This window comes from Mediterranea sp. ET5, from assembly GCF_023337025.1.
Taxonomy (GTDB): Bacteria; Bacteroidota; Bacteroidia; order Bacteroidales; family Bacteroidaceae; genus Phocaeicola_A.
Window position 1 is genome coordinate 120,342 of record NZ_JAMBLN010000005.1, and the last position, 25,138, is coordinate 145,479.

The window sequence follows — 25,138 nt, forward strand, 5'->3', positions numbered from 1 at the left end:
AAGAATGAGACACCTTATCCTATCATACAGGCTCATGTGTGCCGCACTTCTCCTGCTCCTCACTTGCGGGGCGGTCCTGCAGGCACAGCCGCGTTGCGACATCCGCCATTACTCTTTCAGCGACGGACTTTCGCAAAGCGTCGTGCAGCGTCTTGTCCAGTCTGCTGACGGGCGGCTGTGGTTCTGCACATGGGACGGACTGAACAGCTACGACGGCACGACGTTCGTCTCCTACAACATGGCCTCGCCGGGCGGAAAGGCATTAAGCACGAACCGTATCATAGACATACAGCTCGGCGGTGAGGACGACCTCTGGTGTCAGACCTATGACAATCGGCTATTCCTCTTCAACCAGAAGGAGCAGGCTTTCATCGACGTGCTGACTCCTTTGGAGACTTCCCTCCGGAAGCCCCTGACCGTAGATTCCTACCAAGTGCTTTCCAAAGGCGTGGCGTGGCTCACGACCCGCAGTGGAGAAGTGTTCCGCATCGACGGACGGGCGTTCAAGACCGGGACCAATGGCGTGGAGCACTATGCCACCGACGGTCATCCGCTGAAGAGCAACCGCATTTACCGCATCTACGAAGACCGTGAAGGCGACGAGTGGGCGCTTACGCACAAAGGCGTGGATGTGGTGGGACTGAAACGTGTCAAGGCCGGAGGTCCGGCGTTCCGCTATGTCTGCGAGTGCGCCGGACAGTTCTATCTGGTGTCGGAGGCCAACAAGCTTTACCGTTATCGCCGGGAGCAGGGCGACTTCGAGAAGCTCAACGTGTCCGGTTACCAAGGTGCCATCCATTGGATGGAAAGTGCGGGTCGCGACACACTCGTGTTACAGACAAGCCACTCGGTTACTTTCTACGCCTGCAAGAGTCGTACGGCAGCCACCTTCCGCATGTCGGACATCGGCCGTGCAGAGGAGAAGATTACGGCAATGTGCACAGACAGCCGGCACCACTATTGGCTCATGCTGGAACGAGGCGAGATGGTACGGCTGAATCCCTCCACGCTGGAAGCCCGCCTCTACAGACTTCCCCCGTCTTCCCTCTCCGATACCGACCTGCGGAGTCGCAGTCTGCTGTTTTCCGACCACAACGGGACGCTGTGGGCCATCGCCAAATACGGTCCGTTGTGTTACTATGACGAGACAACCGACCGCTTCCTTCCCTATCTGCGTGATGCCGACAACCCGACGTCATTCTACGTACCCACTTTCCAAGGCTACCTTATGGACAGGCAGGGCAACTTGTGGCTGGCTTTGGACATGGGTCTGGCACGGCTCTCTTTCCAGCCCCACTTCTTCACATTTCACCTCATGGAGAAGAACATGGACATCCGTGCCTTTCTCGCTGACAACAAAGGCCGTTTGTGGGCCGGTTCGAAGAGCGGGGTGGTGCGCGTCAGACAGCAGGACGGCGGACCTGTGCTCTACCTGTCTTCCAGCGGGAAGCTCGTCACGGAGAAATGCGCCTTTGGGCCCAAGGTATATGCCATGCTGCAGACACGCGATGGCGACATCTGGCTAGGCACACGTGAAGACGGACTTTTCCGTCTGCACCCCGCGGATGACCACCGCTTTACCCTCCATCATTATACATCCGACAGCGCCGATGCCTATAGCCTGAGCTCCAACCGTATTTTCGATCTCCATGAAGACTGCCGCGGGCATCTCTGGGTGGGCACCTTCGGCGGCGGGCTGAACCTGGTGGAGCGCAACCCCGAAAGCGGAAGCGCACGTTTCATCCACGCTGGCAACAGGTTGAAAAGCTTTCCAGCGGATGTCGGAGTCCGCATCCGCTGCCTGGCGGAAACTCCGGATGGCATCCTGCTTGCGGGCACCACCGATGGTCTGTTGGCTTTTCGTACATCGTTCGCCCGCCCGGAAGAGATTGTGTTTCATCACCACAGGCATGTCTCGGGCGACGATGCTTCGCTCAACAGCAACCACATCATGGACATCTTCCAGCCTCGCGGCACGGAACAAGTATACTGCCTGGGGTTCAGTGGCGGACTCAATCTGGTTTCGCCCGATTCCCTGTTGCACTCCCGGACCACTTTCCATCACTACACCGTGCAAGACGGACTTATCTCCAACTTGGTGCATTCGATGGCAGAAGATGGGCGGGGACACTATTGGGTAACGACGGAGAACGGCCTTTCCTGCCTCGACCCTCTGACCGGGCAGAGCGTGAACTATCCCTGCGACCGCTTCCGGGCGGGTTTACGCTTTGCCGAGACCGTTCCCCTGGTTATGGGCGATACGCTCTTCTTGGGTACCAATCTGGGCGTACTGAAACTCGACCTTTCCAAGTTGCCCCACGATGCCTACGTTCCACCCGTGTTGCTCACCGAGATGCGCGTGCAGGGAAATCCGCTCACGGGCGACGTGAACCGGATGAAATCGCTTACTCTCTCCCCCAGCCAGCGCAACATTTCCTTCCGCTTTGCCGCCGTGGATTTCGTCAGTCCCTCCACCATCCAGTATGCTTACAGGCTCCGCGGGCTGGACGACACATGGAACAAAGTGGAGAATGCCCGCTCCGCCAGCTATATGAACCTCCCCGCGGGCGAATACACGCTGGAGATACGTTCCACCAACAACAACGGCGTGTGGATGGACAACGTGCGTAGCCTGCGGCTCATTGTAGAGCCGAAGTTCTCCGAGACGGCCTGGGCCTGGGTGCTCTATGCCGGGCTGTTCCTGCTGCTCGTCGGGACAGTGTGCTATGTGCTGTTCTACATCTACCGCTTGCGCCACCGCATTGATACGGAACAACAGTTGGCCGACATCAAGTTGCGTTTCTTCACCGACATCTCCCACGAGTTGCGCACGCCGCTCACGCTCATCTCCGCCCCGGTGGACGAAATGCTCCAGAGCCGGACACTCTCGGAACAAGACCGGAAGCACCTGTCGCTCGTACACGTAAACATCCGGCGGATGCTCCGCATGATGAACCAGATTCTCGACTTCCGCCGGCTTCAGAACCACAAGATGAAGCTGGTGCTCGAGGAGGCCGACCTCGTCGCACTACTCCGCCAGGTGATGGCCCACTTCCAAGCAGTGGCGGGCGAGAAACATATGGACTTCAGCCTTTCTACCCCCGTGGAGAAACTCCCGATGTGGCTGGACGTAGACAAGGTGGAGAAGGTATTCTTCAACCTCCTCTCCAATGCGTTCAAGTATACCCCTGCAGAAAAAACAGTCACAGTGGAAGTAGAACTTGCCGACACGGAAGTGCGCGTCAGCGTAGCCGACAAGGGCATCGGCATCGACGAGCAACACCGAAAGACACTGTTCCAACGTTTTGAGACGTTTGGCCATAGCGACATGATGCACCCTTCCTCGGGTATCGGTTTGTCGCTGGTAAAAGAACTGGTGGATTTGCACCACGGGCACATCGACGTGGAGAGCCGCCTCGGAGAGGGAAGCCGTTTCACCGTCACCCTCCCACTCAACCGCACGGTATATGAACACGACAGGCAGACCGAGTTTATCCTGAACGACGGGCTTTTGTCTGCCTCACCCGTCCGGGAGGAGGCTGTTCCCGAAACCGGCGACGAGCGTCCGACCCTCCTCGTGGTGGAAGACAACGACGAGCTGCGTTCTTTCTTGCGCGAGATTCTTTCCGGGACGTATCATGTACTCGAAGCCTCCGACGGGAAACAAGGCCTGGAGCTGGCTGCAGAACATGTCCCCGACCTTATAGTCACGGATGTGATGATGCCCGTAATGGATGGACTGGAGATGGTAAGGCACGTGAAAGCCGACCGCCGCATCTGTCATATCCCCATCGTGGTGCTTTCCGCCAAGTCCTCGCTTGACGACCGCATCGAAGGACTGGAGCATGGCATCGACGACTATCTGGCCAAGCCGTTCAGCTCGGCTTACCTCAAAACGCGCATTGCCTCCCTGCTGCGCCAGCGGCGCGAATTGCAGGAGCTGTACATGGCGCGCTTGCAAACGTCCCCAACCAAGGAGCCTGTACCTGAAGTACCCGATTCGCCCCGCTTGGAACCCTATGACGCCCAGTTCATGAAGCAGGTGACCGATTGCGTGGAACAGAACATGACCAACCCCGACTTCGAGATAGAACAGCTGGCCGAACACCTCAACGTCTGCCGCACGGTGTTCTACCGCAAACTGAAGTCCATCACCGGTCTCACACCCGTAGCCTTCGTGGGTGAACTGCGCCTCAAGCGTGCCATCCGTTTCATGGAACAAGCCGACCTTTCCATTTCCCAAGTGGCCTATATGACGGGCTTCAAGTCACCGAAGTATTTCAGCACCGTCTTCAAAAAAGCCACCGGATGTACGCCCAGCGAATACAGGGAAAGGAAAGTAGCGGACGCAAAAGGCGGGAAATAAGCCTCCGGAGTTCGTTTTTTGACATAAAGGGTTCAGATTTTGGCGTATCTCTTTCAGCCTATTTTACAGGCGTTTCAATCCTTTTATATTTGCCGTTGTGAAGCAAACGTCTGCTTCGCTAACGCATGTATCATGAAAAACATTTCCATTCCTTTTAGCTGTATTTTATTGCTGGTTCTCCTCTTGTGCGGAATGCCGACTATGGCAGCCGACAGGCTCCCGGCCTTTCCCGGTGCTGAAGGCTTCGGACGGTATGCCACGGGTGGACGTGGCGGACAAGTCTATCACGTCACCACATTGGCCGACGGCGACCAACCCGGCACCCTACGCCATGCCATCCGCCAAAAAGGGGCACGTACCGTGGTGTTCGACATAGCCGGAACCATCTTTCTCGACAGTCCCTTACGCATTACCAACGACAGCATCACCCTTGCCGGGCAGACAGCTCCCGGACAGGGCATCTGCATCGCCCGTCATCCAGTGAACGTAGCGGCAGACAACGTCGTCATACGCTACCTGCGCTTCCGCGTGGGTAATGAAGGCGGAGGCGAGCCTGACGGCTTAGGCGGGTCCGACCATCGAGATATCATCATCGACCACTGCACCGTCAGCTGGTCGGTTGATGAAACGTGCTCCATCTACGGCAACACCGATGCCACTGTGCAGTGGTGCCTCGTCAGCGAAAGCCTCCGCACAGCCGGCCACAAGAAAGGTCGCCATGGCTACGGCGCTATCGTGGGCGGACGGCGCATGTCGTTCCACCACAACCTGCTGGCACACCATGAAAGCCGTGTGCCCCGCCTCGGATCGCGCCCCGGTACGCAAAAGGACGAGCTGGTCGACATGCGTTGCAATGTTTTCTATAATTGGGCGGGCAACGGCTGCTACGGAGGCGAAGGAATGCATATAAACATTGTCAACAACTATTATAAGCCTGGACCAGCCACACCAAAAGACAGACCCATCGCCCACCGCATCTTCGCACCCGGTATCCGCACCACGAAGTACTGCCACGGCAAAAACGGGAATCCGAACTCGTGGGCCCCGATGGAGCACGTGTGGGGCAAGTTCTACGTTACCGGAAACGTGGTGGAAGACGACCCAGAGACCACAGCCGACAACTGGACGCGCGGTATCTACGAGCAAGTGAACGGCAAGGCCAACGACGGCCTTTGGGATGAGGCTGTGCGCGACTCCATCCGCCTACGTTCGCCCCTGCCTCATGAAGAAGTGACGACGCACACGGCGCAGGAAGCTTTTCGTCTGGTGCTGGCCGGAGCGGGATGCTCGAAACGGCGCGACACCATCGACAGCCGCATCGTGGAAGAGACGCTCACGGGTACGGCCACCTACATCGGTTCTGTCACGCCCAACGCTTCCACGCGCCGCGGCCTCATCGACCTCCCTTCCGATGTAGGCGGATACCCTTCCCTTACAGCCACGACTGAAGAAATCATGGCCCTGCGTGACACCGACGGCGACGGGATGCCCGACACATGGGAGCAGACACACGGACTCGATCCCCACAATGCCGCCGACGGACGTGCTTCCACCCTGAACAGCGCGGGATACACCAATCTGGAAGTCTATCTGGACGAAGCCGCCCAGCCTCACGAGGCGAGACGGATGTGAACCTCAAGCAAGAACAGGTATTAGGATAACCCTTTCGCAAAGCCCCATTTTTGCTTGTACGAATACCACACGAACAAATATCAAACCTACATAAACAACAGTTATCATGAAAAAGACCTTTATGAAAGCAGGCACCTACTGCCTAGCTCTAGCGGCCTTGTTGGGCTGGACTCCCGCCGACGTGGCGGCCCAAGAGCAACAGCAGCAGGGATACACCATCACGGGCAAGGTGCTCGACGAACAGGGAGAGCCTGTCATCGGCGCCACGGTCAAGCTGAAAGGCGACCAGAAGATAGGCGTGGTAACCGACCTGGACGGTAACTTCAAGCTCGACATCGGCGAGCGCAAAGCCCGCCTGGTGATTTCTTTCCTTAGTATGGAGACGATGGAAGTGTCGGCCACGAGCGGCAAAGACGTGGTGGTGACGTTGCGTGAAAGCACGCAAGACCTCGACGAGGTGGTGGTCATCGGCTACGGCACATCACGCCGCGGCGACCTGACAGGTGCCATCTCCTCCGTGAACGAAAAGGTGTTACGCGATATTCCACTGACTTCGGCAGCGCAGGCCATCACCGGAAAGCTGGCCGGAGTGCTTGTCACGACAACCGACGGTTCGCCTGATGCAGACGTACAGATATTGGTGCGCGGCGGCGGCAGTATTACACAAGACAACTCCCCACTCTACATTGTCGATGGTTTCCAAGTGGACAACATCAACGACATTCCCGTGAACGACATCCAAAGCATCGACGTGCTCAAGGATGCCTCTTCCACGGCCATCTACGGTGCGAAGGGCGCGAACGGCGTCATCCTCGTCACGACCAAGAGCGGCAAAGCAGGCCGCACGGAAGTTACATTCAACTCGCACGTCGGCTTCAACAAAGTGTATAACATGACCAATGTACTTTCTCCATATGAGTACTATCTCTTCCAGCGCGAAGTAGACCCGGCAGAAAACGCCGGTCTCTTCTCCATGTATGGCCGTTGGGAAGACCGCGACATCTACCTGTCCGTCCCCGGCAACGACTGGCAGGACATCATGTACGGTGACACGGGCATCAAACAAAGCTACAACATCGGTGTACAAGGTGGATCGGAAGACATGCGCTTCAGCATCAGCTACACTCGCGACGACGAAGATTACGTCATGGTAAACTCCGATTACCTGCGCGACAATCTCCAAGTGCGCCTCAACAAGAAGTTGGGCAAAAAGCTGGAACTGGAGCTTACGGGCCGCCTCACCAAAACCACTATCATGGGTGCGGGTACCAACGGTGGGAAGCTGAAGGATGCGATACGCTTCTCTCCCATTGACAGTATGCAAGCGATGGACGAAGGAGATTTGGGGGCTGATGCCGACAAGACGGACGAAGCACAACTTTCTTCATTGAATGATCCCTATTACAATACGGTCAATGAGTACAAAAAGCAAAACAAGTTACGCCAGACGTATAACATGGGCATAAAGTGGAATATCGTCAAAGGACTGGATTACCAGTTCCGCGGCAGCTACGACTTCGACAACAACTACACGGACAATATCTGGCTCAACAAAACCGGGGAGTCCAGTTCCAACGGCGGTCAACCGGTTGCCAAACGCACCGACGAAAAGGGGCAGAGCTGGAGCATACAGAACACACTGAGTTACCGTTTCCGCAAAGACAAACACGACTTCAACGCGATGGTAGGTCAGGAAATGGTGAGCCGGCAGACAAACAATATGCAGGTGATGTCAAAGTATTATCCTATTGACTTCACAGCCGACCAAGTGCTCTCAATGTGGAACTACGGTACGCCGCAGCCCACCTATACCACCATCGGCGAGCCTTCGCGTACGGCATCCTACTTCGGCCGTGTAAACTACACTTACAACGACCGCTACACGCTTTCCTTTACAGCTCGTGCCGACGGCACGAACGTGTTGGCCCCCGACCAGCGTTGGGGTTTCTTCCCAGGTGTGGCTGCAGCCTGGCGCATTTCCGACGAGGAATTCATGGAATCTACGCGCAACTGGCTCGACAACCTGAAGCTACGCGTCAGCTACGGTGCCGTGGGCAACGCACGCGTTAGTTCCTATTGGCGACAAGACTATTCCATTGAAACCTCGGCCAATAAGCAATATTACCTGAACGAAACAGTACAGACAGGAATGAAGCCAGGTAACACCCTACGCAATGAGAACCTGACGTGGGAAACCAAGCTCTCATCAAACATCGGCCTTGATGCCACGTTTTTCGGTGGACGATTGAACGCCACGCTGGAACTGTATAAAGACGTAACCAAGGACTTGATTCTGCGTATGGACTTGCCTTCCTATTCAGGCTATCAATACCAATACCAGAACTTAGGGCGCACGAGCAACAAGGGCGTGGAACTAACCCTGAACGGGACACTGGTCAACACCAAGGACTTTTACCTCTCGGCCAACTTCAACATTGCGTTCAACAAGAACGTGGTGGAAAAGCTTGACGGCACAGCTACCTCCATGATTGCTCAATCCGGCTGGGCGCCCGACGTAGGCCGCGACGACTATCGCGTTTTCGTGGGTGAGCCTATCGGGCAAATCTATGGTTTTGAAGTCGAAGGTTTTTATACGTTCGACGATTTTACCTTCGACCATGCCACCAACAAATGGGTGCTCAATGACGGCGTGGCCAGCGACTTTGACCTGATGGCTGGTCCGGATAATTTCGGTCCCGGTTATATCAAACTCAAAGATCAGAACGGAGATGGTGTAATTGACGCCGACAACGACCGAGTGTTACTGGGATGCACACAACCCAAACATTACGGAGGTTTCGGGCTAAATGCACAATGGCTCGGATTCGACATGGCAGCCATGTTCAACTGGTCGTATGGCGGAAAAGTCTACAACGCGATGAAGATTCTAGCATCCACTTATACCAACCGCCGTTACAACAACATCTCCACAGAGATGAGCTTGGACAAGCGTTGGACAATTATCGACCCTGAAACGGGGGCCAACGTAATGTATGGTAACCTGGCCGACCCACAACGTTTCCGCGAAATCAACCAAAATGCGTCCATTTGGTCGCCCTTGATGGGTCGCACGGTGGTGACTGACTGGGCTGTGGAGGACAACTCTTTCCTGCGTTTCAGCAACTTGACCATTGGCTATACACTGCCCGTCTCGCTGACACAGAAGTTCGGTGTACGCAACCTACGCATCTATGCTACGGCCTCCAACCTTTTCTGCTGGACAAAATATTCCGGCCAAGACCCGGAAGTAAGCACACAGCGCAGCACGCCCATGACACCTAACGTGGACTACTCCGCCTACCCGAAGGCGCGTAACTATGTATTTGGCATAAACGTAACGTTTTAAAAAACAACAAACAAAAGATAACGGAACATGATAAAACATATCTTTGTGGTTGCACTTTCAGCAACTGTACTCCTAAGCTCCTGCATGGATAATTTCCTGGATACGGAAAGTCCTTCGAAGGCCAGCAGCGAGAACGTTTTCGATACCCCGGTCATGACGGAAGCCGCTCTCATGGGTGTCTACTCGTCCATGACGGCCTCCATGATGTACGGACAGAAGCTATGTGTCAACTGGCAGGGTGTAAGCGACGTAGAAGTGGGCTCCAATGCTTTCAATCTGGATGACTATAACCAGACAAATGGTGATACGGGCGGCATGAACTTCTACGATGACCCCTATAACACAACGACCAAGTGGAACGACATCTGGACTTTTACCGAACAGGCCACGACCGCAGTCGATGGTATCCGCAAATCTCCGGCAATGGAAACCGAAGACAGAGAAACCATGTTAGCCTACTTGGGTGAAGCCTTGACCCTGCGTGCATTGGGCTATTTCGAGTTGGTGCGTTGGTGGGGCGACGTACCTTTCAAGGAAAACGCAGCCAGCAGTGACTTATCTAATGTCTATATCGGAAAATGCGACAAAGACACCATCTACAACCATATCATTGCCGACCTGAAAGAAGCCATCGGATACCTGCCTTGGCAAGGCAAAGGAACCTACAACGCTGAGCGCGTCACCAAAGGATTTGCCTATGGACTTTTGGCTAGAGTTGCCCTCTTTGCCGGCGGATGGTCAGTGCGCGACGGCAATACATTCCCCGACCTGAAACTGGAGCACCATCCCACCATCGCGGAAATGAACGGATTCTTTGTGGGGCGTCCCAAGAATTACCAGGACTACTACCAGATAGCTCTTGATGCTTGTGCGGACTTACTTGCCGACCCGGAGAACCCACACCAGCTCGACCCCGACTTCGAAGAGGTTTGGGAAAAGGTGAACCACCTGGAACTGAACCCCTACAACGAAAATCTCTTTGAGGTGGCCTTTGGCGAGGGGCAGAGCGGCGATGTAGGTGCCACGATGGGCTATACGCTGGGCAACGGCGTAATCAACGCTAGCCGCGGTATGGGAGGAACTGGTTACGCCTCGACCACCCTCTACTACTTCTATTCGTTCGACCCCGAAGATAAACGCCGCGATGTAACTTGTGCTTTCCCGAGCTACGAGATGGTCGATGGCGTGGCCAAGGAAACCATGCGTTTGAACCCGTTGGGCGTATCGTGCGGCAAATGGCGTTGGTATTGGATGACTGACGAGTATCTCCAACGTCTTGAAGTGGCGACCTCGCGTATCTCGACCGGCATCAACTGGATTCTGATGCGCTACCCCGACATTTACCTGATGTTCGCCGAGGCACAAAACGAGCTTCACGGTCCCACGGAAGTGGAGGCCCGCACCGGGCTGTCAGCAGCTGCGGCCCTTGAGGTGGTGCGTACCCGCGCATTCGGTGCAGGCTCGGCTAAGGTGAAAGACTACGACGGCAGTAGCAAGGAAGCCTTCTTCAACGCCATCATCAATGAGCGTGCATGGGAATTCGGCTGCGAATGCATCCGCAAGCAAGACCTGATTCGCTGGGGACTGATTGTAGACAAGGTGGAAGCCATGAAAGAGGCCCTGTGCCTGATGTACGACTGGACTTTTCCCATCAAGGTGTTCGACAAGGAACTCACGCAGAACGACATTCCTCGCCGCGTCTACTACAAGTATGAAGCCGACCGTCCGGACTACATCGATCTATCCTCACTCAACCTGAACCAGGACTTGGGAATCTACGACCCAAATGAAAGCAAAGGCGAATATTACGTCAACTGGGTACCCATGCAGGTAGGCATCGACCAGAATGGACGTCGGCCCGATGAAGTGAACAAGAACTACGCGGAGACCATCTGCAAGATCTTGGTCATCGGAACGGGACTGAATGCTTCTTACGACTACTCCGCACTCTTCAGCAAACTCTATTGGGGCAGCGAAGCACAGGCTGAGTTTTCCAAATATTCAGTAGGCAACCGCACATGCAACTACCGCCACGTCTTTGCCATCGACTACGAAAGCGTATTCGAGTCACAAGGATGGCTCTCTAACTCATACGGATTCAGAAACTAAAGCATTGATGAACGCCTACATCCGCACACATGACGGACTCTCCGGATCGTAGTCCTCCATAAGTCGGTTGTAACGCTTCGTCTAAAAGAAATAAAGACACTTATGAAAACGCAATATATAAAAACCCGGAATGCCCTTTGCGCGGTTCTGATGACCTGCTGTGCAGGAAGCCTTTCGTCGTGCGACGATGTGAACGATTGGGGGGTCGATGCTTCTCACGACCGCCTTTTCGCTCCCTTGGTCTATGAGACCATGCAAGTCTCGCCCACCAGCGTGCAAATGCACTATTCGCAAGTGGTAACAGCCACTCGCTACGTGTTTGAGTTCTACAAGGACAGTTTGGAATACCTGCCGGAAAACTTCTACCGCGCCGACACCATCTATGCCGACACGCTCACCATCTACAAGGACGACTCGGCTCCAGCCAAGGTAGAATATGCTACCCTGTTTGGAGAGCTGGCCGGTTCAACGCAATACAGCGTCCGCATGAGAGGGATAGATGAAAACGGCAAGGCAAGCGGATACCTAGGCGTGGCTTTCGAGACCCCACGCGAGCAATTGTTCGAGAGCGCCACACCGACCACCGAGTCTGTCACGTTCACTTGGACACCGACTGACCGCGTGACACACATGCTACTGTTCGACTATGTGAATGTAGCTGAGAATCCTGGTTCAACTCCCCGTTGGGAATACGTTGTGCGCGACGAGCCCATTGAACTGACAGCGAATGACATCGCCGCTTCCTCCAAGACACTGGAAGGACTGGAAAGTGGTACGAACTATAAAGTACAGATTTGTTACAACGAGGAAGTGCGCGGCGAATACACTTTCAAAACGCTGGGCCTGGGCGAAGGAATTGTCATCCGTGTGCCTTGGGAGTCGGAAACTGCTGTGATTGACATGAACGCCTTGATGGAGAAATACGAGGTGCAAGGCACGTCAAACCTCACGCTTGAGTTTGAGCCGGGCAAGACCTACAACATCAATGCCTGGACAATGCCTTCAGTAGACAATTTGCTCCTCACGAGTATTACGACAGACCAGAGCGACCGTCCGGTCATCAATCTTCCGCAAATCAGTCTTTCATCTTCAATGCAATCGCTTGCCTTCCAATATGTTACACTTGACGGACAGAGCGACAACGCGGCCTACTTCTTCCAGCCAGGCTCAATGAACATCGGTTCCCTTACCTTCGAAGGATGCCTCATCCGCAACATCAAGCGAAGCCTCTTCCGCACCAGCGGTGCACTGAACATGACAAACATCACCATCAGCAACTCCATCATGCAACACATCGGGTGGAATGGTTATGGACTTATCAACATCTCCGGAGATAATACGATAAACCGCATTGAGGTGACCAACTCAACCTTGGTAGATATGGGCGACCAACTGATGGACATTGACGGCGGAATCGGCGAAGTGATCTTCACTAACAACACTCTTTATCAGCCGGCCGAAACACAAAAGGCATTGAGCCAACTCTTCCGTTTCGACAACTGGAACAAATCACCGGCTTCTCCAGGCAGTGTCAAGGTGGGCAACCTCATCATTGCCGGCCCGAATGGAGATACTACACTGAATGCCGGACGCAGCAATTACGACTACTTCGACTATTCGGACAACTGCTACCTCACTTCCGATGTGCCCACTGGCGGTTCTCGCTTCGAAGCCATCAATGTGCTGGACCTCTCGTCTGCCAACTTGTTCACCAATCCGGAAAATGGCGATTTTCATTTCAACCCCTCGGCTACCATTCCTGCCGGAGTCAAGAGTGCCGGAGACCCGCGTTGGCAATGAGACTTGGATTACTGTTATGTAGAATCTCTGATAAAACCATAAAGAAATGAAACTCTATCATGCGATAATTGCAGCGGCATTGTTAGGCTTCGGCCTGACCGTGACCGGTTGCGACGAAACCAACAACGACTTTAGCCGAGAATCAATACCTTGGCTTCCCGTACCTGAAGACTTGATAGCCTTCCCCGGAGCAGAAGGCTACGGACGTCATGCTACCGGCGGACGCGGCGGCGATGTCTACCATGTGACAACATTGGACGACACAAACGCGAGTGGAAGTCTGCGCTACGCCGTCGGCCAGACGGGTGCACGCACCATTGTCTTCGATGTAGCCGGGACGATTCACCTGGCCTCACCGCTCGACATCACCAATGGCGACCTTACGATAGCCGGACAATCAGCCCCGGGCGACGGTGTCTGCATCGCCGGTGCCGAGGTGCGGATAAACGCTTCCAATATCATTATCCGTTACTTGCGTTTCCGTCCAGGCAACGACTTGACCTATCTGGACCCTGCTACGGGCAACCCTGTTTCCTTTGACGGCTTGGCCGGCAAGGGACAGCAAGACATCATCATCGACCATTGTTCCTTTAGTTGGGCCGCCAACAAATGCCTTGCCATGTACAACAATCGAAACACCACGGTGCAATGGTGCCTGATCGCTGAAGCCTTGCACGAAACCGAACACGCTGATGGTCTGCACGGCTACGGCACGCTTTGGGGTGGGTCGGGTGCATCATTCCATCATAACCTCATGGCCCACTGCATGGACTGTATGCCCCGGCTTGCTCCAGGAGAATGGACACAAAAAAACGAACGAGTGGATGTGCGCAACAATGTGTTCTATAATTGGGGTGAGAATGGAGCTTGCGGCGGTGAAGGCATGATGGCCAACCTTGTGAACAATTACTACAAACCAGGTCCAGCCACTGCTTTGATTCCCGAAACTGTGCAGCATCGTATCTTTGCACCTGACGTACGTACTGAGACCGATTGTTTTGAAACAGATGAAGAGACCGGTACCGCCTTACCAGACAAACCAAATGCATGGTATCCAATGCTACATGTATGGGGGAAATACTTCATTGACGGAAATGTGATGGAAGGCAATGAAAACGTGACTGCCGACAACTGGGCGGAAGGTGTCCTGGCACAGGTGGAAAACGGTCCGGAAGTAGATGAACTTTACACCGAAGGCACGCAAGACACCATCCGCTTGACTGAGCCTTTGAACGTAGAACTTGTGGCTACCCAAACAGCCGGGGAAGCCTATCGACAAGTGTTGTCCCTTGCCGGATGCGCAAAACGGCGTGACGCCGTAGATGTACGTATTCTCCAAGAAGTGCAAGATGGCACAGCGACCTATGGCACTTGCACAGGCTTCGTGGGCAAAGGATTCATCAACGCCCCTGACGATGTAGGCGGCTATCCCACACTGACAGCCACGGATGAGGAGCTTAACGCTATCGTTGACACCGACGGCGACGGCATACCCGACGAGTGGGAAAAAGCCCACGGACTAAACCCAAACGCCGACGGCGACGGACGCATGGTGAAACTGAGCGACGAAGGCTATACCAATCTGGAGATGTATTTGAACAGTCTGGTGGAAGAACTCACAACCAATCAAAAAACTGAATAACCTACACAATTCACACACTGATGAAGAAACACATCCTGTTAATCTTTGGACTGCTGGCAACCTGCGCGGGAAGCGTGCAGGCCCAGCCGGAGTATAAACTATGGTACGACCGCCCTGCGGAGCAATGGATTGAAGCCTTACCCTTGGGCAACGGACGGCTCGGAGCGATGGTCTTTGGCGACCCGACGCACGACGAGCTCCAACTCAACGAAGAAACCGTGTGGGGAGGTTCGCCCTACAACAACACGAACCCGAAGGCGAAGGATGCCTTGCCGGAGATACGGCGGCTTCTTTTCGAAGGAAAGAATCTGGAGGCTCAGAAACTCTGCGGAGCGACCATTTGCTCGCCGCGTGCCAACGGCATGCCTTACCAGACCGTGGGGTCGTTGCATCTCGACTTCGGGGGCTTCCGCAGCTATGCCAATTACTACCGTGAGCTCGACCTTGACCGCGCCGTAGCCACCACGCGCTTCACCTCGGGCGGAGTGGACTATGTACGCGAGGCGTTCACTTCGCTGACCGACGACGTGGTCGTGCTCCGCCTCACGGCATCCCGTCCCGGAAGCATCTCCTTCCGTGCGCGTTACACCTCGCCCATGCCGGGAACACGACGCAGCGTCACATCCGACGGACTGCTCCTCCTTGAGGGCAAGGGCACTGACCACGAAGGCATCGAAGGCAAGGTGCGCTATGCCTCCCTGCTGCAATGCCAGCTCGACGGTGGGCAGCAGAAGATAGTGGGCGACACGACGTTGGTGGTCGAAGGGGCCAACAGCGCACTGCTCTGCATCTCCACAGGAACGAACTTCAAGAACTACAAAGACGTGTCAGGCGATGCCTTGGCCAAGGCGGAGGCTTATTTGCAAGGCCGTCCCTCGTTGGCGGGTTACGAGCAAGCTCGGGAAAAGCACACGGCGACCTACCGGAAGTATTTCCGCCGCGTATCGCTCGACTTGGGGCGCAACGCGCAGGCCGACAAACCGACCGACATGCGGGTGCGCGAATTCAACACGCTCTTTGACCCACAACTTCCGGCGCTGCTCTTCCAGTACGGGCGTTACCTGCTCATCTGTTCCTCACAGCCAGGCGGGCAGGCTGCCAACCTGCAAGGTATCTGGAACTACAAGAAGAACGCTCCTTGGGATGGCAAATACACCACCGACATCAACGTAGAAATGAATTATTGGCCAGCAGAAGTTACAGCCTTGCCTGAAATGCACGAGCCTTTCATCCAACTGGTGCGCGACGTGGCCGAGACAGGCAAACAGAGCGCAGCAATGTATGGCTGCAGGGGCTGGACGCTCCATCACAATACCGACATCTGGCGTTCGACGGGTGCGGTTGATGGCCCGGCCTACGGCATCTGGCCTACGTGCAACGCTTGGTTCTGCCAGCATCTGTGGGATCGTTACCTCTTCTCCGGAGACCAGGACTATTTGGCATCGGTCTATCCCATCATGAAGGCGGCTTGCGAGTTCTACCTTGACTTCCTTGTCAAGGAACCGCAACACGGATGGCTCGTCGTAGCCCCGTCATATTCCCCTGAAAACTCTCCCAATGTAAACGGCAAGCGCACCTTCCGCGTGATAGCAGGCTGTACGATGGATAACCAGATGGTAGGCGACCTTTTCAGCAATACAATTGAAGCCGCCACACTTATGGACGACGACCGGGCTTTTGTGAAAGAACTGAAGCGCGTTATCAAACAACTGCCTCCGATGCAGATAGGCCGTTGGGGACAGGTACAGGAGTGGATGGAAGACTGGGACAACCCGCGCGACCGGCATCGGCACACATCACACCTTTGGGGATTGTATCCCGGGCGACAAATCACCCCAAGCAACTCGCGTGCCTTGATGGCCGCCGCCGAAAAGACGCTCAACGGACGCGGCGACCACTCCACGGGCTGGTCGATGGGCTGGAAAATCAATTTCTGGGCACGCCTGCTCGACGGTGACCATACCTATAAGCTCATCTCCGAGCTTATCAACATGGCTCTGGAAGAAAAAGGACAAAACGGCGGTCTTTATCCCAACCTCTTCGACGCGCACCCGCCTTTCCAAATTGACGGTAACTTTGCAGCCACATCAGGTATTGCTGAAATGCTGCTCCAAAGCCACGACAACGCCGTGCATCTCCTCCCTGCCCTGCCTTCCGTCTGGACAAAAGGTGAGGTGAAGGGCTTGCGTAGCCGGGGTGGCTTCGTGCTGGAAGACATGCAGTGGGCTGACGGACGACTGGCGACAGCCACACTCCGCTCCACCATCGGCGGTGTGATGCGCGTGCGCAGTGCAGTACCCCTGACACTCGATGGCAAGGAATTAAAGCCTGCCAAAGGTGAATGTCCAAATCCGTTGCTTCGTGCACAGGCCATCAAGAAGCCGCTCATCAGCAAAGAAGCTCCGAAGGACGAAATGCCCGCCCGGACTTATTATGAATACGACATTCCGACCACGACTGGCGGCACGTATGTGCTGACAGCCTCTCAGGCAATTCAATAGAAAGAGCCATGACAGGTAGCCGCGTAGCACGGCTACCTGTCATGGCGCACTTGCCTTCTCGAAAACTACTTTTTGGGAATGGACAGAGTTCCCTCACTCTGAGTCCTCCTTTTTATAGAACAGAACTTAACACTGGATACCATCAAATGAATAAGTTATTTATGAGAAATATATTACAGAAAAGAAGCTCGTTCCTCGTGGCTGCCTTAGCCGTCTGTCTGACACTTCCGGCTGCGGGAGGCGACGTGTTCCATGCCGTGGTAGCTGCCGACGGCACGGGCGACTACACCTCCGTGCAGCAGGCCATCGACGCCGCTCCGTCAGAGCGCACAGCCCCCTGGCTCATCTTCGTGAAAAGCGGCTCGTATGAAGAATCGGTCACGGTGCCAGTCGACAAGCCTTTCATTCATCTCATCGGACAAGACAAGGCAACGACCACTATCCATCGTGCCCTTAATGTGGGCGGACGGCCAGAAGCAGGCAAGGACTCGTCCTATTGGGCTTGCTCCGTGCACAACCCGCAGTCACCGGTCTACAGGGCCGAGGGCAGCGTAGTGACGGTGAAAGCCAGCGATTTCTACACATCCGGCATCACTTATACCAATGATTTCGGCGTGGAGAGCCAGAGCGGACCGCAAGCTCTCGCCATGAAGTCGCAGGGCGACCGAGCCTCATTCTTCGACTGCGCTTTCCGCTCCTTCCAAGACACGTGGATGACTACCCAGAAAGATGCCTATCGCCATTACATCAAAAACTGCTTCATTGAGGGAGCCGTGGACTACTTCTACGGAGGTGGCAACGCGCTGCTCGAATACTGCACGCTCTACAACGTGCGCCGGGGTTCCGTCATCGTGGCTCCTTGCCACAAGACAGCGAAGTGGGGCTACGTGTTCCGCCATTGCACCATCGACGGCAATGCCGAGGCTGCCCGCGATGCCAAGACCAAACTGGGGCGCCCATGGCACGACTCACCCCGCGCCGTCTATATCCACACCACGATGCGCATTCCCATCGCCCCCGAAGGATGGACTGACATGGGTGCCATCCCCGCCCTCTTTGCCGAGTATGACAGCCGCGACGCGCAGGGTAATCCCGTCGACCTGAGCCGGCGCAAGTCCTATTACAAAAGCCGTGGCGACAACCCGCCCACCGGCAGTTGCCCCACGACGGTGACAAAGGCCGAAGCCGACAATATGGTCTATGAAAACATCATCCCCGGCACTGACGGTTGGAATCCGCGTGAGATGATGCACCGTCTGCCAGCCCCGCAGGATGTGAAAGCCAAAGGCAAGTCCGTCGAGTGGAAGCCGGTGGAAGGAGCCATTGGCTACGTCGTTCTCTCGGGCGACCGTATAGTAGGCATCACCGATGAGGCATTGCTCTCCCTGTCTTCCCCTGTTGGCGACGAGGCATTGCGCGTGCGCGCCGTGAACCGTTACGGCACGCTCGGAGAGTAAGAGCAAAGCAAAAGGCACAAAAAGAAGGTGCGCGATGTCGCGCGGTAAAATGCCCTCTTTTCGTGCCTTTTTTGTTTCTCAAGCATACATCATGTAAACTTGGCAATCTCTGCAACTTCGAAAAGCGATTGTCTTTTTATATTCCATGAACCGGCCTGACTAAAGAGGCAATGTTACAAAAATACGAAATATTCTTGTCCAATTAATTCCTATGTTAGCGTTTCTTTCTTAACTTTGCTAGCATCCTATCACATTAAAACGCTACTGATATGAGAATAGCTATTATCGGCGCAGGCAACATGGGTGGAGCCATTGCATGCGGATTGGTACAGGGCCGCAAGGCTGAGAAACGGGAAGTCATCGTGGCAAACCCGCACAACGAGAAGCTGCAGGCTTTGCAGGCCCGCTTCCCGGAGATTCAGGTGACCAACGACAACAAGGAGGCCGCACGCGGTGCGGACATCATCATTGTGGCAGTGAAGCCCTGGAAAGTCAGCGAGGTGCTGAAGCCCATCCATCCGCAGCGTCCGCAGATTCTCGTCTCGCTCGCTGCCGGAGTGACGATGGAGCAACTCGCCCAGTATGTCGACCCCGAGATGCCTATCTTCCGCATCATCCCCAACACCGCCATTGCCGTGCGTGCCAGCATGACGCTGGTCTGCGGACGGAATGCTACGGAGGAACAGTCACAGATGTTGCTGGACATCTTCAATGAGATGGGACTTGCCATGATGGTGAAAGAGGAACAGCTGGAAGCAGCCACCTCGCTCTCGTCGTGCGGCATCGCCTTTGTGCTGAAATATGTGCAGGCTGCCATGCAGGCAGGCATCGAGATGGGTATCTCACCCAGAAATTCCATGTGCATGGTGGCACAGACGCTCACCGGCGCGGCTTCCATCCTGCTGGAGCAGGACACGCACCCCTCCGTGGAAATAGACAAGGTGACGACTCCCGGCGGTATCACCATCAAGGGACTGAACGAACTCGAACACGCCGGCTTCACTTCCGCCATCATACGCGCACTGAAGGCAAGCAGGTAAAGAACAAACTAACAATCTAAGAACTATGAGCGAACAAATCAAACAAATTGCTGCACGGCTCCGTGGGTTGCGCGATGTGCTGGAACTCACGGAGCAGGAGGTAGCCGATGCCTGCCAGCTCGACGTGGAGGAATACCGCGAAATGGAAGCCGGCACACGCGACCTCTCGGTAAGCACCCTGCAAAAGATATCACGCAACTACGGCATTGCACTCGACGTGCTCATGTTCGGCGAAGAGCCCAAGATGAGCTCCTACTTCCTGACACGCGCCGGAACGGGCATCTCGGTCGAACGGCGCAAAGCCTACAAGTACCAGTCGCTGGCATCGGGATTCCGCGGACGCATCGCAGACCCGTTCATCGTGACCGTCGAGCCCAAGCCGGAAGGGACACCCGTACAGTTCAACTCACACCAGGGACAGGAGTTCAACCTCGTCATCGAAGGACGGCTGTTGCTCAACATCAACGGCAAGGAACTCTTCCTCAATCCCGGCGACAGCCTTTACTTCAATTCAGCACTGCCCCACGGGATGCTTGCCCTCGACGGCAAGCCGGTGAAATTCTTGGCTATAATCATGTAACAAATACAATGGTAGAAAGATTCATTACACAGACGAGCTTCACTTCGCAAGAAGACTTTATCAAGCACTTCCACGTGCGGGTGCCGGAGAACTTCAACTTCGGCTATGACGTGGTGGATGCATGGGCTGCTGAACAACCCGATAAGAACGCCCTCCTCTGGACCAACGACCGCGGAGAGCACCACCAATACACTTACGCCGAACTGAAGGAGAAGACCGACCGTACGGCATCGTACTTCCAGAGCCTGGGCATCGGCCACGGAGACATGGTCATGCTCATCCTCAAACGACACTATGAGTTCTGGTACGCCATCATAGCCCTTCACAAGCTGGGTGCGGTAGCAATCCCTGCCACACACCTGCTCACGAAGAAGGACATCGTCTACCGCTGCAACGCCGCAAGCATCAAGATGATTGTGGCTGCGGGCGACGACGTGGTGCTGCAACACATCATTGATGCCATGCCCGAGTCACCCACCGTGGAACGGCTCGTCAGCACGGGACCGCACATCCCCGACGGATTCGAGGATTTCCATCAAGGCATCGACCATGCCGCCCCGTTCGTCCGTCCGGCACACGTCAACACGAACGACGACATCTCGCTGATGTACTTCACGTCGGGCACCACGGGCGAGCCGAAAATGGTGGCGCATGACTTCACCTACCCGCTGGGGCACATCGCCACGGGAAGCTTCTGGCACAACCTCCACGAGGACAGCCTCCATCTGACCATCGCCGACACCGGTTGGGGCAAGGCGGTGTGGGGCAAGCTCTACGGGCAGATGATTGCCGGAGCCAACGTCTTTGTCTACGACCACGAGAAGTTTACCCCGGCAGACATTCTGGAAAAGATACACGAATACCACATCACGTCGCTCTGCGCACCGCCGACCATCTACCGCTTCCTCATCCGTGAAGACCTGACGAAGTACGACCTCTCGTCGCTGGAGTACTGCACGACAGCAGGCGAAGCGCTCAACTCGGCCGTCTACGACACGTTCAAACGCCTCACGGGCATCCGCCTGATGGAGGGATTCGGACAGACCGAGACGACACTGACCCTCGCCACCTTCCCGTGGATGGAACCGAAGCCCGGCAGCATGGGTGTCCCCAACCCGCAATACCACATCGGGCTGCTCACTCCCGACGGACGCCCGGCAGAAGACGGCGAACAGGGACAGATTGTGGTCTACACCGACCAAGGCAAGCCGTTGGGACTCTTCAAGGAGTACTACCGCAACGAGCAGCTGACGCGTGAAGCATGGCACGACGGAATCTACTACACCGGCGATGTGGCATGGCGCGACGAGGACGGCTACTACTGGTTCGTAGGCCGTGCCGACGACGTCATCAAGAGCTCGGGCTACCGCATCGGCCCCTTCGAAGTGGAAAGTGCCCTGATGACCCACCCGGCTGTGGTCGAATGCGCCATCACTGGAGTTCCGGACGAAATCCGCGGACAGGTGGTGAAGGCGACCATCGTCCTTGCCAAGGACTACAAGGACCGCGCCGGCGATGCGCTCGTCAAGGAACTGCAGAACCACGTGAAGCGCGTCACCGCCCCCTACAAGTATCCCCGCGTCATCGAGTTTGTCGACGAACTGCCGAAGACCATCAGCGGAAAGATACGGCGCGTGGAAATCCGTCAGAACGAAGCGAAAAAGAGACAAGCGTGAGTGTGTTCAGGCGGAAGCTCCCCTGCCCCGCCGCACATCCACGGAACCACATACAAACTTAAAAGCTCAAACCTATGGCAACAACAAAAGATTACGGCTCATTGGTCGAAGTCTTCAGAGGCGACCTTTGGGAGGCAGAACTGGTGAAAGGCTTCTTGGCAGCAAATGGTGTACAAGCCATGACAAAGGACGAATCGGTCGGTCTGGTTACCGGTCCGTACAATAGCGGCGGACAAGGCGTTGTCGTCCTGGTGAACCACGAGGAACAGGTGTTCGCGGAGAAAATCATCCGAGAGAACAAGCCCAAGTTGGAGAACCGTTGACCCTGTTCGGGTCGGAAAGAGACTGGAAGGTGTGCCCGGCAAGAACCGCAGGGGCACACCTTCTTTCGTTTCCCGCCGGCGGGCCCGTCTCATACGGCATACATATTTATACGTCAGAGGCGGTTTATTCGCTCCTTTTTGTCATAAAAAGGCGTTTTAGCGTGGCATAAAGATTAAATATGCCTACATTTGCCTTGACACATATCATCCAAAGATACGACTATGAGCAAGGACAACCATACACGCATCGTGGTCAAGGTGGGCAGCAACGTGCTCACCCGGACTGACGGGACACTTGACGTCACCCGCATGTCGGCACTGGTCGACCAGGTGGCGGAATTGCGCCGGGACGGTACGGAGGTGATTCTGGTCTCTTCGGGTGCCGTGGCGGCAGGACGCAGCGAGGTGCATCCTTCGGGAAGACTCGACAGCGTGGCAAGCCGACAACTGTTCTCCGCCGTGGGACAAGCCAAACTCATCAACCGCTACTACGAGCTGTTCCGCGAACACGGCATCGCCGTCGGACAGGTACTCACCACCAAGGAGAGCTTTGGCACCCGCCAGCATTACCTGAACCAACGTGCCTGCATGGAGGTGATGCTACGCAACGGAGTGCTCCCCATCGTCAACGAGAATGATACCATCTCCGTGACCGAACTGATGTTCACGGACAACGACGAGCTCTCGGGACTCATCGCCACCATGATGGATGCATCCGCCCTCTTCATCCTGAGCAACATCGACGGCGTCTATACCGGTCCGCCATCCGAGCCGGACAGCGTGCTGCTCCGCGACATCAGGCCGGGAGAGGACCTGTCAGAGTACATCCGGCAAGAGAAGTCAGGCTTCGGACGCGGCGGCATGATTACCAAGACCCGCATCGCCCGCAAGGTTGCCGAGGAGGGCATCGCCGTGTGGATAGCCAATGGCAAGCGTGAGCGGATCCTGCCTGACCTCATGGCTCATCCGGACACGACACCCTGCACCCGGTTCGTCCCCTCACCCGTCGCCCCGTCGAGCGTCAAGAAGTGGATTGCCCACAGCGACGACTTCTGCAAGGGAGAAATCCAGCTCGACGAGGAAGCCACCCGCCGGCTGACGGAAGGGCAGGTGGCAAGCATCCTGCCTGTAGGCATCACCCGGGTAGAGGGAGACTTCGAGGAGGACGACCTCATCCGCATCATCGGCGCCGACGGACAGCGCGTCGGAGTGGGAAAAGCCGACTGTGATGCCACGACCCTGCGACGGGAACTGGGCTGCAAGGACAAGAAACCCGTGGTGCACTATGACTTCCTCTACGTGGAAAGCTCCGTCTGCTGACAGGAAGGCAACCCTCACACACAAGAACCCGCTAACAAAAGAACCCACATGGACATACATTCCCTATTGGCTTCCGCTAAAGACGCCTCCTTCAACCCCGGCATACAGGACGAAGCACTCGTCAACGAGACCCTGCGCCTAACCGCCGACGAGATTGAGACACAGACTGACGCCCTCCTCGCCGCCAACCGCAGCGACCTGGCACGCATGAACCCCGACGACCCGAAATACGACCGGCTGAAGCTCACGGCAGAACGCCTGCAAGGCATAGCCGACGACATGCGTACGGTCGCCTCTCTCCCCTCTCCGCTGGGACGCATCCTGCAACACAGCGTCCGCCCCAACGGCATGGAGCTGACACGGGTGAGCGTCCCCTTCGGCGTCATCGGCATCATCTACGAGGCGCGACCCAATGTGACCTTCGATGTGTTCTCCCTCTGCCTGAAGGCCGGTAGTGCCTGCGTACTGAAGGGAGGGAGCGATGCCCGGGATTCGAACACGGCAGCCGTGTCGCTCATCGGCAATGTGCTCCGTCGGCAAGGACTGCCGCCCCACCTGGTGACCCTGCTTCCTCCCGACCGCGAGAGCGCCGACGCCCTGCTGCGTGCCAATGACTGCGTGGACCTGCTCATCCCGCGCGGAAGTGCCGGACTCATCCGCCACGTACGCGAGCATGCCACAGTCCCGGTCATCGAGACCGGTGCAGGCGTCTGCCATACCTACTTCGACCGTGCCGGTGACACTGCCAAAGGGGCAGCCATCGTCTGCAATGCCAAGACCCGCCGGGTGAGCGTCTGCAATGCACTGGACTGCCTGCTGGTTCACCGCGAACGCCTCGCCGACCTGCCGGAGCTCTGCCGTCCGCTTGCCGAGAGCCGGGTGGTGCTTTATGCTGACGGACAGGCCACAGCCGCCCTTGCAGGACATTATCCTGCCGACCTGCTGCGACCGGCAACGCCCGACAGCTATGGCACGGAATTCCTCGACTACAAGATGGCGGTGCACACCGTCGCCTCGCTGGATGAAGCACTGGCACACATCCGCCGCTACGGCTCGCACCACAGCGAGTGCATCGTCACCGAAGACGCAGCTTCCGCCGAACGCTTCATCCGCGAGACCGACGCAGCCTGTGTCTACACCAATGTGTCAACCGCCTTCACCGACGGGGCACAGTTCGGACTGGGAGCGGAAATAGGCATCAGCACGCAGAAGATGCACGCCCGCGGTCCCATGGGACTGGAGGCGCTCACCACCTATAAATGGGTGATACGCGGCAACGGACAGATACGTCCGCGATGAACGCCCCACCCGAACAGATAACTATTCACACCAACATAAACTAAGAA

The 25,138-nt window shown here is 56.0% G+C and carries 14 protein-coding genes; all 14 read left to right on the forward strand.

The genetic code is table 11. The annotated features are described in order from the left end of the window. Positions 1–34: 34 nt before the first annotated feature. Positions 35–4,366 carry a two-component regulator propeller domain-containing protein gene (locus M3087_RS04970; protein ID WP_249094130.1) on the forward strand — a complete coding sequence of 1,444 codons (4,332 nt, stop codon included), beginning with the start codon at positions 35–37 and terminating at the stop codon, positions 4,364–4,366. Between the two features lie 192 nt (positions 4,367–4,558). Then, entirely contained in the window at positions 4,559–5,998 is a 1,440-nt protein-coding gene (locus M3087_RS04975; protein ID WP_249094160.1) for a pectate lyase, read from the forward strand. Positions 5,999–6,119: 121 nt separating this feature from the next. Beyond that, a complete protein-coding gene (locus M3087_RS04980; RefSeq protein ID WP_410796858.1) occupies positions 6,120–9,344 on the forward strand; it encodes a SusC/RagA family TonB-linked outer membrane protein in 3,225 nt (1,074 codons plus the stop codon). 27 nt (positions 9,345–9,371) lie between these two features. Next, positions 9,372–11,453, forward strand: coding sequence for a RagB/SusD family nutrient uptake outer membrane protein (locus M3087_RS04985; RefSeq protein ID WP_249094135.1), 2,082 nt, complete (start codon positions 9,372–9,374; stop codon positions 11,451–11,453). Between the two features lie 102 nt (positions 11,454–11,555). Next, positions 11,556–13,253 carry a DUF5123 domain-containing protein gene (locus M3087_RS04990; RefSeq protein ID WP_249094137.1) on the forward strand — a complete coding sequence of 566 codons (1,698 nt, stop codon included), beginning with the start codon at positions 11,556–11,558 and terminating at the stop codon, positions 13,251–13,253. Between the two features lie 79 nt (positions 13,254–13,332). Next, the gene (locus M3087_RS04995; protein ID WP_249094139.1) at positions 13,333–14,895 is read left to right on the forward strand and encodes a pectate lyase; all 1,563 of its coding nucleotides are present in this window, start codon (positions 13,333–13,335) and stop codon (positions 14,893–14,895) included. Between the two features lie 20 nt (positions 14,896–14,915). Continuing rightward, positions 14,916–17,396 (forward strand): glycosyl hydrolase family 95 catalytic domain-containing protein, encoded by a 2,481-nt coding sequence (locus M3087_RS05000; protein ID WP_249094140.1) that lies wholly within the window; start codon positions 14,916–14,918, stop codon positions 17,394–17,396. A gap of 161 nt (positions 17,397–17,557) precedes the next feature. After that, positions 17,558–18,853, forward strand: a complete 1,296-nt coding sequence (locus tag M3087_RS05005) for a pectinesterase family protein (protein WP_249094142.1) — start codon at positions 17,558–17,560, stop codon at positions 18,851–18,853. A gap of 269 nt (positions 18,854–19,122) precedes the next feature. Then, the gene (gene proC, locus M3087_RS05010) at positions 19,123–19,893 is read left to right on the forward strand and encodes a pyrroline-5-carboxylate reductase (RefSeq protein WP_249094144.1); all 771 of its coding nucleotides are present in this window, start codon (positions 19,123–19,125) and stop codon (positions 19,891–19,893) included. A gap of 25 nt (positions 19,894–19,918) precedes the next feature. Continuing rightward, positions 19,919–20,473 carry a helix-turn-helix domain-containing protein gene (locus M3087_RS05015; protein WP_106483738.1) on the forward strand — a complete coding sequence of 185 codons (555 nt, stop codon included), beginning with the start codon at positions 19,919–19,921 and terminating at the stop codon, positions 20,471–20,473. 8 nt (positions 20,474–20,481) lie between these two features. Then, positions 20,482–22,149, forward strand: coding sequence for an AMP-binding protein (locus tag M3087_RS05020; protein ID WP_106483739.1), 1,668 nt, complete (start codon positions 20,482–20,484; stop codon positions 22,147–22,149). A 74-nt stretch (positions 22,150–22,223) separates the two neighbouring features. Then, entirely contained in the window at positions 22,224–22,472 is a 249-nt protein-coding gene (locus M3087_RS05025; RefSeq protein WP_022385060.1) for a DUF2007-related protein, read from the forward strand. A 222-nt stretch (positions 22,473–22,694) separates the two neighbouring features. Further along, positions 22,695–23,792: a glutamate 5-kinase gene (gene proB / locus M3087_RS05030; RefSeq protein ID WP_022385061.1), complete on the forward strand. Its 1,098-nt coding sequence runs from the start codon at positions 22,695–22,697 to the stop codon at positions 23,790–23,792. Positions 23,793–23,840: 48 nt separating this feature from the next. After that, positions 23,841–25,091 carry a glutamate-5-semialdehyde dehydrogenase gene (locus tag M3087_RS05035; protein ID WP_249094146.1) on the forward strand — a complete coding sequence of 417 codons (1,251 nt, stop codon included), beginning with the start codon at positions 23,841–23,843 and terminating at the stop codon, positions 25,089–25,091. The last annotated feature ends 47 nt before the right edge of the window (positions 25,092–25,138 follow it).